8 protein-coding genes and 1 pseudogene are annotated in these 11380 nt (G+C 50.5%); 2 read left to right on the plus strand and 7 right to left on the minus strand.

Translation table 11 applies throughout. The annotated features are described in order from the left end of the window. The first annotated feature begins 187 nt into the window (after nucleotides 1–187). On the plus strand, nucleotides 188–2218 hold the full coding sequence (locus tag AK963_RS19790) for a PhoX family protein (RefSeq protein WP_066017162.1): 2031 nt from the start codon (nucleotides 188–190) through the stop codon (nucleotides 2216–2218). A 54-nt stretch (nucleotides 2219–2272) separates the two neighbouring features. On the opposite strand, the gene AK963_RS19795 is transcribed toward AK963_RS19790, so the two are convergent. The 4 genes from AK963_RS19795 to AK963_RS19810 all read right to left on the minus strand — a co-directional run bounded on the left by AK963_RS19795 (nucleotide 2273) and on the right by AK963_RS19810 (nucleotide 8654). Next, on the minus strand, nucleotides 2273–3880 hold the full coding sequence (locus AK963_RS19795) for an ABC transporter ATP-binding protein (RefSeq protein WP_066017163.1): 1608 nt from the start codon (nucleotides 3878–3880) through the stop codon (nucleotides 2273–2275). Next, nucleotides 3877–5298 carry an ABC transporter permease gene (locus AK963_RS19800; protein ID WP_066017164.1) on the minus strand — a complete coding sequence of 474 codons (1422 nt, stop codon included), beginning with the start codon at nucleotides 5296–5298 and terminating at the stop codon, nucleotides 3877–3879. Before AK963_RS19800 ends, AK963_RS19795 begins: the two co-directional genes overlap by 4 nt. A 22-nt stretch (nucleotides 5299–5320) precedes the next feature. Next, a complete protein-coding gene (locus AK963_RS19805; RefSeq protein WP_066017165.1) occupies nucleotides 5321–6298 on the minus strand; it encodes an ABC transporter permease in 978 nt (325 codons plus the stop codon). A gap of 169 nt (nucleotides 6299–6467) precedes the next feature. Then, on the minus strand, nucleotides 6468–8654 hold the full coding sequence (locus AK963_RS19810; RefSeq protein WP_066017166.1) for an ABC transporter substrate-binding protein: 2187 nt from the start codon (nucleotides 8652–8654) through the stop codon (nucleotides 6468–6470). Between the two features lie 112 nt (nucleotides 8655–8766). Here AK963_RS19810 and AK963_RS19815 point away from each other — a divergent pair, with 112 nt between their 5' ends. After that, nucleotides 8767–9621 (plus strand): LysR family transcriptional regulator, encoded by an 855-nt coding sequence (locus tag AK963_RS19815; protein ID WP_066017167.1) that lies wholly within the window; start codon nucleotides 8767–8769, stop codon nucleotides 9619–9621. Here AK963_RS19815 and AK963_RS19820 read toward each other — a convergent pair. From AK963_RS19820 to AK963_RS35645, 3 genes and pseudogenes are all read right to left on the minus strand, one after another. Further along, nucleotides 9618–10001 (minus strand): RidA family protein, encoded by a 384-nt coding sequence (locus AK963_RS19820; protein WP_066017168.1) that lies wholly within the window; start codon nucleotides 9999–10001, stop codon nucleotides 9618–9620. The two genes, AK963_RS19815 and AK963_RS19820, sit on opposite strands and share 4 nt — an antisense overlap. Further along, nucleotides 9998–11146, minus strand: a complete 1149-nt coding sequence (locus AK963_RS19825) for a threonine synthase (RefSeq protein ID WP_066017169.1) — start codon at nucleotides 11144–11146, stop codon at nucleotides 9998–10000. Before AK963_RS19825 ends, AK963_RS19820 begins: the two co-directional genes overlap by 4 nt. A 44-nt stretch (nucleotides 11147–11190) precedes the next feature. Beyond that, nucleotides 11191–11380: pseudogene (locus tag AK963_RS35645) on the minus strand (IS630 family transposase); the annotation flags it as partial.

The raw sequence follows: 11380 nt of genomic DNA on the forward strand, positions 1-11380 counted from the left end.
GAAAATCAACATCATTAAAACCTTCGGGTAGCTGTGGTCGACGAGACATCTGTTCTAGATAATGCATGGTAATGATGCCTAAGCATAGTTGGCGGCAGCTTAAGGATTTAGAAAATGCGATTGGTATAATCTCTCAGCAAATTATTCTTCCAATAAAAATACGTTTACTTAACGATGAGGGATAACCATGGAAGCTGGATCTTCACAATTACAGAACCATCGTGATTTTCATGAGCAATTGGAAGCGCTGGATGATCAACCAGACAATTTTTCCAGTAACAGTACTCTGGATGATGTGGTCGAAAAGAGCCGTCGGAACTTTATGAAGGGCGGCCTTGGTCTCGCTATGGCAGGCTTTCTTGGAGGTTGTCTTGGCACGACTGGGCAGAAGCAGAAAGTTGCTCATGGAAGTGCTGCTCGAAACCTGCAGCAGCCAGACATTGGATTTAAGCCAATTCCCGTTGAACAGGATCCGATGTTCGACGCCGTCAATGTGCCTGAAGGCTATACGGCCAACGTCTTTTTTTCATGGGGAGATCCCGTTGAAAAGGGAGCCAGCCCCTGGCGGCCAGATGGAAGCAACAGCTGGCAGGAGCAGATGAAACAGGCAGGCCAGAATCATGATGGCATCTGGTTTTTCCCATTTCCGGATAAGCCCGATGAGCATGGTCTGCTGGTGATGAACCATGAGTATATTAATCCTACGCTCCACCCCAATGGGCTGACCATCACTGAAGATAGTCATGGCTTTAAGCATCGGCCTGAACATGAAGTAAAAAAGGAGATGGCAGCTCACGGTGTCAGTGTTTTTGAAGTCCGCAAACAATCAAATGGTCACTGGCAGAAAGTCAAAGACTCCGACTATAACCGCAGGATCACGGGGTTTACGCCGATGGACCTGACCGGTGAAGTGGCAGGTACTGATTTTCTGAAAACTGTTGCAGACCCCGCTGGCCGTCAGGTGCTGGGTACTTTGAATAATTGCGCCATGGGGGTTACCCCCTGGGGGACTTATCTCACCTGTGAAGAGAACTGGAAGAACTACTTTGTAAACCGTGATGCTGAAGACTATGAGCAACGCCCTGCTCATCATCGTTATGGTGTGGCCCAGGATAAGAACAGTAACTACTATGCCTGGGAATCGGTAGAACCTCGCTTTAATGGCACGCCTGACCACAATGCCGCTCACGGTGGTTATGTTAATGAACCCAACCGTTTTGGCTGGGTAGTGGAAATTGACCCATTTTCACCGGACAGTACTCCGAAAAAGCGTACCTCTATGGGGCGACTAGTAAGGGAGTGTTCAACGCTTTCACTGGGTGATGATCGTCGTATGGCGTTCTATTTCGGTGATGATACCCGTGGCGAATATGTCTATAAGTTTGTGCCGGATCAGGCGTATGAGCCCGGTAATTCAGCGGCAAACCGGGATATTCTTGATCATGGCACACTGTATGTCGCGTTATTCCATGATGATGGGCGTGGTGAGTGGCGACCACTGGTGTTTGGCCAAAACGGGCTGACCCGGCGGAATGGTTTTACCAGTCAGGCCGATGTACTGGTACACGCCCGTCGGGCTGCGGATATTCTGGGAGCCACCACGATGGACCGCCCGGAATGGGTTGCCGTACATCCACAAACCCGGGAAGTCTATGTCACCCTGACCAACAATAAGCACCGTGGTAAAAAAGAGGATCAGGAAATCAATGCCGCCAACCCGCGGGAAGATAACCGCCATGGTCAGATCGTTCGCTTTACCGAGGAAAACTCTGATCCAACGGCCACCCACTTTGACTGGGAAATCTTCCTGCTGGCCGGTGATCGTCCCGGAGCGACACTGGCTGATGGCAGTTCTGTACCTGAAAACCTGGTGGGAGATATCAAAGGTGATATTTTCTCTTCGCCGGATGGTATCTGGTTCGATTATCAGGGGCGCCTCTGGATTCAAACCGATTACGGGGACGATGATGAACGTAACATCAATATGGGCACCAATCAGATGCTTTGCTGTGATCCGGTAACCGCAGAAGTGAAACGCTTTCTGACGGGCCCGAGGGGATGTGAAATCACCGGTGTGACCACTACGCCTGATGGTAAAGCCATGTGGGTTAATATCCAGCATCCGGCCATCAGCTTTCCGGCCAGTGATGGAAAAACACGGCCTCGGTCGAGTACGGTGCTGATTACCAAGGATGATGGTGGTGTGATTGGGACTTAAATGATCTGAATCTTGCTTGTAAAAAGGGCGAACCGAATTGTTCGCCCTTTGTCTTTAACAGGCACTGGGAACCGCTGCCAGCAGCTGCCTGGTATAGTGGTGCTCAGGGTACCTTAAAACAGCCTCCGCTTTTCCCTGCTCAACAATTACCCCTTCCTTCATCACCGCAACCCGGTGAGCAATATGAGGAATAATGGACAGATCATGGGTAATAAACAGATAAGAGACCTGCAGTTCACTCTGTAACTCCAGCAGTAAATCCAGTACTTCCGCTCGAATGGACACATCCAGTGCGCTGGTGGGTTCATCGCAGATGATCAAGTCGGGCTCTACGGCCAGTGCCCGGGCAATGGCAATGCGCTGGCGCTGGCCACCGGAGAATTCGTGGGGGTATCGCAGCCGGTGTTCAGGTTCCAGCTTGACCCGTGTTAACAGCGCTTCAATCCGTTCCTGCCGCTCACTGGCAGACAGAGACATGCCAAGGCTGACCATACCTTCTTCAATAATATTGCCGACGGTCATGCGTGGGTTCATGGACGAGAATGGGTTCTGGAAGATCACCTGGATTTTGCGCCGTAGTGGCATCATCTCTTTTCGGGACAGGGTGTTTAATGGCTGGTTGTTGTACCAGATATTGCCAGAAGTGACGGATTCCAGGTTAAGGATTGCACGGCCAGTGGTGGTTTTTCCGCAGCCGGACTCTCCGACTAACGCCAGGGTTTCACCTTTGCCGATGGTGAAGCTGACACCATCCACGGCACGAGTGTAGCTGTGTATTCGCTGGAAAAGGCCTTTACGAACGGGAAAGTGAACGGCAAGGTCTTCGACTTTCAGTAATGGAACTTCCTCTGTGTCTGCCCGATAGCTGTCCATGGCTGGAAGGCTGTTGATTAATCGACGGCTGTACTCTTTCCTGGGGTTGGCAAAGAAGTTGGCACAGCTGCCCTGTTCAATAATTTTCCCCTGGTACATTACGCCCACCCGGTCAGCGGTCTGGCGAACGACTCCCATATCATGGGTGATCATTAGTACAGCCAGCTGGTGGCTTCGGGTCAGGGTTTGTACAAGCTCCAGAATCTGTTTCTGAATCGTGACGTCCAATGCGGTAGTAGGCTCATCGGCCAGCAGCACATCGGGTTCGCAGGCCAGGGCCATGGCGATCATTACCCGTTGCTGCTGACCACCGGACATCTGATGGGGATACCAGTCAATGCGTTTCTCGGGTTCCGGGATACCAACCTCACCCAACAACTCAATGCAGCGATCTCGAATTTCGTCACGGTTTAAAGCGGTGTGTAGCTTCAGGGTTTCCTCGATCTGCTGGCCTACCGTATGGACCGGGTTCAGAGCCGTCATGGCATCTTGGAAAATCATGGCAATCTTCTTGCCGCGAATAGAACACATATCGTGTTCAGTCAGGCCGAAAATTCTGGTCTCAGACAGTGTTATTCGACCCTGAGTGATTTTCAGTGCATCGGGTAGCAGTCTCAGTATCGACAGGGCAGCTACCGATTTACCGCTGCCAGACTCGCCAACCAGCGCATAGATTTCACCTTTTCTCAGCTCAAAGGAGACTTCTTTCAAAATCTGGGTATAAGGCGAAAGCCGTAAACTGACACTGAGCTGGTCAACAGACAGGGCTACTGATTCTTTACTCATCATGCAGCCTCCAGTTGGGTTTTGGGATCAAAAGCGTCGTTCACCAGGTCAGAAAACAGATTGACCGACAGCACCAGCACAAACATCAGGAAAAAGGCTCCGCTCAGGTTCCACCAAATGGAGGGCTCCCGGGACAGTTCGGTACTGGCCATGTTGATCATATTGCCCCAGCTGGCCATGGCCGGGTCGACACCCACACCAATGTAAGAGAGTACAGCTTCGGCCAGAACCAGGGCGCTGAAGTCCAGCACAAACGAGATAATAATAATGTGGCTCAGGTTGGGCAGAATATGGCGACGGATAACCTGAAAATGGCTGACCCCGAAGGCATGGGCGGCCTGAACGTAATCAAGCTGACTGATTTTCAGGGTCTCCGCCCGAAGCAGTCGGCATAGACTGGTCCAGCTGGTGATACCGAGAATAAAGCAGAGAGCGAGAAATTTGGCATCCGCCTTCTCCAGGCCGACTTCAAAAAAGTCCGGGTTATTGTTGATCCAGACCTGAAACAGCAGCACTGAGGCGGCAATCAGCAGAAGCCCGGGGATAGAGATCAGCGTCGTATAAATATACTGCACCACATCGTCAATCCACCCTTTGAAATAGCCTGCAGCAATACCCAGAGAAATGGCAATGGGCATGGTGATCAGTGTTGCCAGCGTACCGATTAATACACCGGTACGAATGCCTTTCAGGCTTTCGTATAACGTATCATTACCGGCTTGATCGGTTCCAAGGACATGGTAGAGATTGCCCAGAGTGATCAGCCAGCCAAGGAGTGCCATGATGATGGCAAACGTGATCCAGCCTGCACGCCAGGGCAGGGTAGGCTCTGATGATTTGCTCCTTTTTTTCAGCCAGCGGGCGTGGAGGCTTATCAATAGCAGAGCAAGGGCCAGTCCCTTGCCAAGGCCCAGCAGGGAGTAAAGGGCAATGTCCCGCTGTTTATCTTCATCATTTTTCAGATGCTGGCCACCGTATTTCAGCACCGGATAGTCTCTGACCCTTTCACCACCGGGCAGCAGCAGGTTCTCTTTGTTCCAGGATTTCAGGGCAAAAGGTGCGGAGTAAGTTCGCTCATGTTGTTCTCCCATCTCGCCTAACGCCAGATCCAGCAGACTGTTCACCGTATTGCTGTAAAAGATCTGCTCGCTGCCCTGGTCTTCAACCGCAGGCAGTGCTTTGCGGAAATGGATGGAGTCCCCCAGGGCAATGGCAATATAGGCCATGATGATCACAAAGGTACTCATACCCAGTCGGGTAGAGAACACCTGTCGCCAGCGCTGACGGTTTTCAGGGTTCTTCCTGAGGGATATCAGGAAAAGGGTGATTGCACCCACCAGAAAGAAGATCAGTATGTCGCTCCAGAGGATGGTCCAGAGTACGTGGTAGCCAAAAAGATCTGATCCGATAGAGAAGTCCATAGTGTCGTTTATCCCTTTCTGATCAGTTTAATCGAACCCTGGGGTCGGCCCAGGTGTAAGAAATATCGGTAAGAATCAGACCGATGATGTAGAGCACCGACCCCAGGAATACCATGGCCCTGACAATGGCAAAGTCTTGGGCCTGTATGGCATCCAGCAGATAGCTGCCGAGGCCAGGAATACTGAAGAAGGATTCCATGATCAGGCTGCCCATAAACAGTGAAGGGATCACAACTACCACTCCGGTTAGTATGGGCAGCATGGCATTGGGAAGCACATGACGGAACAGAACACCGGCTTCACTGACACCCTTCGCCCTTGCAGTTCTGGCAAAGTCCTGACCGGAGGCTTCGATAAACAGGGTTCGATACCAGCGTGCACCGGCACCTATACCGGAAATCACACCAATGGCAATGGGCAGAATCAGAAAGCGCCAGCCATCAATCCCTTCGTTGTAACCGGATACTGGCACCAGTCGTGAAACCTTGGCAATAAAGAACTGGCCAACCACGATGTAAAACAGGTACGACACCGACATCATGGTCACAAAGACGGCAACGGCAAACCGGTCCAGTCGGCTGCCCCTGAACATCAACACCATCAGGGCAACGCTGATATTCACCCAGATACCAATGATAAAGGTGGGCAGAGCCAGAGCCAGGCTGGGACCCATGCGATCCACCACATCGGAGCGGATATTCCGGCCTTCGTCAGAGTTGCCAAAGTCAAAGGCGAACAGTTTGACGGATTTCTCGAAGAAGATGGTGCCGGTCAACTGCTCCAGACCACTGGCCTTAGGGTTATAAAACAGGGGCTGATCATAGCCCTTGTCAGCAATCCACTCCTGGATAGCCTGCTCGGTGACGTATTTGTCGCCCAGGTGAGCCCTGGCCATATCTTCTGGTGTATTGACGATAAAAAACAGAATAAACGTCAGAAGATTCACTCCGATCAAAATAGGAATGGCGTAACAGAGCCTTCTTATGATGTAAGCGAACATATCCTTCTCTCCATGAATAGGCGCTAGGAGGCTGTCCAAGAATAGCGCCCGTAGCGAGGATGTTAGAAAATTGAGGATAAAAAATCCTTTTTGTGAGGTGAATAGTGGTTCTATTTGCCGAACAAAAAGGATTTTTTAGATCAATTTGTTGCCACCGCAGTAGGGCAGTCTATTCTCGGACAGCCTCCTGGTTTTCAATCGTCAGTTTCTGACGCTGGCGATAAGCTCTGATACCCGGTATCAATATCATTAGTAGCAAACCAATACCTGCAAACATTGGCCAGATTACCGGTTGGTTCCACGCCTTCTGTTTCTGTGCCCGGAGATCTGGGTCTACACGGAGGTATTTCAGGGTTGCCTGACTGATCCCGTGGCGTTTGGTGTTATAAACCCATTGATTGGAGAGGTAATACTCCTTGTTATTAAAGCCCCAGATCCAGGGACTGTCTTTCTGGACGATAGCCAGCATTCGATTGATGGCTGAAAGCCTTTCCGGCCCATTCGGCAGTGTTTTTATGCGGTCATAAAGGCGGTCATATTCAGGATTATCATAGTTGGTGGAGTTACTGCCATCGCACTGGCATTTAACCAGCCCCTGTCGACTGTCGAGCAGAAACAGAAAGTTTTCCGGATCGGGGTAGTCTGCCAGCCAGCCCCAGCCAAACATCTGGGTATTGCCCTGACGCATCTTCTCTTTAAAGCGGGTGTAGTCGGTGGCTCTGAACTCCAGCTGAACATTGATTTTAGCCAGCTGTTTCTTGATCCAGTCTGATCGTGGGTTGCTGTCTCCGGCCGTAGTATCCATATAAAGAATCAGTGGCTTGCCGGTTTCACGATGACGGCCATTGGGGTAGCCAGCCTCTGCTAACAGTTTCTTTGCATACTCAACCGGTTTTCTCCGTGCTGTCTGTGTAACCTCATCCCAGTCGAAGATATGGGGGTTCAAACCCTCTTTTCCGGCGGTATAGCCAAATAGCCCTGGCGGTATGGGCCCTTGGGCAACCTGGCCAATGCCATTGCGGAAGATATCGATATACTCCTGATCGTTATACACAATGCTGATGGCCTGGCGCAGTTTGCGCTTCTCTTCGCTGTAGCCACCCACCACCGGATCCACCATATTAAAGCCAATATAATAGAGTGACGGGCTAACCTCTTCATCAACAACGATATCGCGGCTGGCCAGTTCTGGCGTCAGTTCGAGCCCATCCGGGCCTGTGGTGAAGGCTCGGTCGAAGGTGGCACTGTTAATATTGGAGTTGCCATCCCCCGAACGGTCGTAATAGCCCTGGACAAATTTGCTCCACATGGAAGTGGCCGCTTTTTCATAGCGATAAACGGCTTTGTCGATAAACGGCAATGGTTTGCCAGCATCGGCGAGATAGCCGCGCTCAAGGTCATCTTCAGAGCCTTCTGATGGATAGTTGTCCTTCCTGTAGTTTGGGTTTCCCTCCAGAACAATTTCCCGGTTGGGTGAGTTAACCGTCATCATGAATGGCCCGGTACCGATGGGGTTCCAGTCAAGCGTCAGGTTTTTTTCCGGAAAACCAGGGTTATGGTAGAAACGGTCGGCCTCCCAGGGCACAGGAGCGAAGAAGTGCATGGCCAGCCAGTATTGAAACTGCGGATAGATACCTTTAATACGAATAGTGAAGGTCAGGTCATCAATTTTCTCAAGACCTTCCATATCCTGCTGGCGCAGGTCCAGCCATTCCCCGGGCTGTCGGTTGTTTTTGGCCCACTGCCCAAACGCTTTCATGCCGACAATATAGCCGGACATCAGCCCCAGCAGGGGAGACTTATTGACTGGGTCCGCCATGCGCTTGATCTGATAAATATAATCATCAGCGGTCAGGTTTCGTGTTCCAGTAGCCGGAAAATCAGTAAGCAACTTGTACTGCTCTCCTTCAGCAGGGGTACTGAAAACATACAGAGGATTACCGCTTTCATCTTCAGCAAAAGCCGGGTGTGGCTGGTAGCGGGTATCCGGCTTTAAGCGAATGGTAATTCGACTGAAAGCCGCTTCTTTGCTGCCTGCTGGCAAAGGCTGCAGTTGCTCATTCAACAGTTCCAGAGAAGGCATGGTCGCAGCTGTTGCCGGCTCCAGTTCATAGGGCCTTTTCAGGAAGCGGTACTGCAGAGGGGGATCATAAATCTGATCAATAAACATTGCCTCTTCGGCGCTGTAGGAGCGTACCGGGTCGAGGTGCTTGGGACGGGTAATAAAACTGCCGAAATAGGTGACCTTTTCCGGATTAGTCGGTGGGTTTGGATCATTCCAGGGACCAGTGCATCCTGAGAGCAGCACGGCTGCAGTCAGAATAGCGAGCCACTTCCAGGTGGGGCTTTGCTGCATAAATCTGTTCTCATTAGAGTTATTGAGCTTTTATGGGATTGTACGTATTCAATTGGTTTCCGTCATCTACTATGGCATTGTTCCGTGATTTCCTGACGGGATCAGAAACACCATGTTATTAGAAGGCATTGAGACATTGCTGGTTCTTCAAAAGGAGAGAACCATGAGCCGCACCGGCAGTTTTCTCTATGTCAGTCAGTCTACGGTCAGTAAACGCATTGCTAACCTGGAAAAGAAAATCGGGAAAAAACTGATAGAGCCGGATGGGCGCTATATTCGCCTGACTGCGGATGCTTTTGCACTGGTGGAAACCATTGAGCCAACATTCCGGGAGTTGTGTGGTCAGATCTACGAGAGCCAGGCACTGGAACACCATACCCTCATTCGTCTGGATTGCTCTGAAACACTGGTCGCCGGGTTAATCAGTGAAGCGCTGGCGGATTGTGTGCAACAGGATCGCTATATCACTATCACTACCAACCATACTCCAAGAATTGTCGAAAATGTTAAATCCGGGCGGGCGGCAATTGGAATCAGCGCCGGCTATTTACCGCCACACCATGGTTTACTGGCATTTCATGTGGTTGACGAACCTTTCTTCATTGTCAGTCGGCAACCGCTTCAGGCACTTCCGGATGTGTTGATTACCAATGACCTGAGTAATAATGCCAATACCTATCAGGCTGCCATTCTCGACCGACTTAATATTTGCCCGGTTATGGAAATTGACTCCTATACGGCGGCGGCTCAGCTGGCCTTGAAAGGGGCTGCACCTGCGTTAACGCCCCTGTCCATTGTCAAAGCATTACAAATCAGTGTGGATAATTACTTCATGTTTGATGAGCTAAGGCCATTGTTTCGGCCGATTCACATCAGTGTCCGGCAAAATAATTATCGTCAGCCCCGGATCAAAGCCATTATTGAAAACATGATGGCTGCGATAGCTGAGACTAATGCAGATAATTAGCTGCCTTCACAGATCGCAATACAGTCTACTTCGATCTTCAGGCCAAAATGCAGGTCTCTGGTGGGCACAATAGTTCTCACCGGCTTATGGTCGGTAAAGTATTCACCACAGATCTGATTCACCTTGTCCCACAGCTGAACATCACTGATATAGATAACCAGCTTGATGGTCTGATTAAGGGAGGTGCCCGCTTCATTCAAGATCAAAGCCAGGTTATCCAACACTTGTCGGGTTTGCTGCTCAATATCACCCGCTGTTTTCTCGCCTGTATCGGGGTTAACCGCTAACTGTCCGGAGACATAGAGTAATCCATTGTGGAGGATTGCCTGAGAGTAGTGCCCGGCAGGTTTGAGCTGGTTGTTGGTCTGGATATATTTCATTGCAGACCTCCTTTACTGGGTAAACCTTCTTCCAACAGGTGCTGAATGGTTCCAGTCGCTTTCAGACCATGCCCGGTGATAACACCAACGGTGGTGTCACTGACACTGATTCTGCCTTCCTCAATCAGGCTGGCGATGCCGGCAAAAGCGGTTGCGGATGTGGGCTCAATAAAGAAGCCTTTCGACCCCATGTCATACAGTGCCGCCTTGATTTGATCTTCTCCGACACTCAGGAAGCCACCATCGGTTTCTCGAACAAAACCGGTAATCTCCTCCAGGTGTGATGAACGTTGAATCTTGATCCCCTCAGCCAGAGTGCCAGAGTTTGTTATCTTGATGGCCTGCCCACTAAAGTGCTGAACAAAAGGTTGGATACCACGGGTTTGAACCCCGAACAGACGCGGCATTCTGTTTATTTCGCCATTCTTCAACAGCTCTGAAAAGCCCAGGTAAGCGCCTGCCAGCAGACTGCCATTTCCTGCGGGAACCACAAAGTTGTCTGGGGCCTGGTAGCCACACTGTTCCCAGATTTCATAGGCAATGGACTTGACGCCTTCAATAAACAGTGGATGCCAGTTATGGCCAACATAATAACTGCCATCGGTTTTAATGCTGTTCATCGCGGCGATAGCCACATCATTTCGGGAACCATTCACTTCGATACAGCGGGCACCGTAAACCCGGGTTTGCACGGTTTTTCCCGGAGAGGTGCCTTCAGGGACATAAATATTGCAGGCCAGACCGCCTTTTGCCGCGTAGCCTGCGTAGGCCGCACCTCCATTCCCGCTGGAGTCCTCCGCAATACTGTTGACGCCCTGGTTCTTCAGGTAGTTGACGACCAGTGCCGCTCCTCTGGCTTTGAATGACCCCGTGGGCATCAGTGAATCCATTTTTACCAGAACCGGAACACCGGCAATCTGCGTCCTGGTCAATGGCGTAATGGTTTCATTAAACGAGATCGTTATCTCCTCTCTGTTTAAAGGGTACGCTGTTGAGTAACGCCACATGGTAAAGTCATTCTGAACCAGGTCAGCCCTGGTGAACCTGGATTCGTGTTTTACCCAGAGTGATGATCCGCATCGGCATTTAATCAAGTCGGGTGCTGGTGGGTATTCGCCCTGGCAATGTCGGCAGAAATATTGCATCTATCTTTTCCCCATTATTTGGTAATACCAATTGAATTTTCTAACTACTGTATAACTGCCCAATCACGGGAGCACAGACTGAACAGTCGACCAGCTTCGCTGCAAAGGTTATTCCAAGCTTCACAGCAACAATCTACAATATTTTCATAACCTGAAAATGCTTTGTTTGATAAGTCATGCTCCCGCATCCACTCCCATAGCCTTTCTGAGCTGTTTAACTCCGGTGCGAATGGT

Source organism: Endozoicomonas atrinae (genome assembly GCF_001647025.1).
GTDB lineage: Bacteria > Pseudomonadota > Gammaproteobacteria > Pseudomonadales > Endozoicomonadaceae > Endozoicomonas > Endozoicomonas atrinae.

Coding starts and splice junctions, on each gene's coding strand:
- AK963_RS19790 (WP_066017162.1), top strand. CDS start 188: ATGGAAGCTGGATCTTCACAATTACAGAACCATCGTGATTTTCATGAG.
- AK963_RS19795 (WP_066017163.1), bottom strand. CDS start 3,880: ATGATGAGTAAAGAATCAGTAGCCCTGTCTGTTGACCAGCTCAGTGTC.
- AK963_RS19800 (WP_066017164.1), bottom strand. CDS start 5,298: ATGGACTTCTCTATCGGATCAGATCTTTTTGGCTACCACGTACTCTGG.
- AK963_RS19805 (WP_066017165.1), bottom strand. CDS start 6,298: ATGTTCGCTTACATCATAAGAAGGCTCTGTTACGCCATTCCTATTTTG.
- AK963_RS19810 (WP_066017166.1), bottom strand. CDS start 8,654: ATGCAGCAAAGCCCCACCTGGAAGTGGCTCGCTATTCTGACTGCAGCC.
- AK963_RS19815 (WP_066017167.1), top strand. CDS start 8,767: ATGTTATTAGAAGGCATTGAGACATTGCTGGTTCTTCAAAAGGAGAGA.
- AK963_RS19820 (WP_066017168.1), bottom strand. CDS start 10,001: ATGAAATATATCCAGACCAACAACCAGCTCAAACCTGCCGGGCACTAC.
- AK963_RS19825 (WP_066017169.1), bottom strand. CDS start 11,146: ATGCAATATTTCTGCCGACATTGCCAGGGCGAATACCCACCAGCACCC.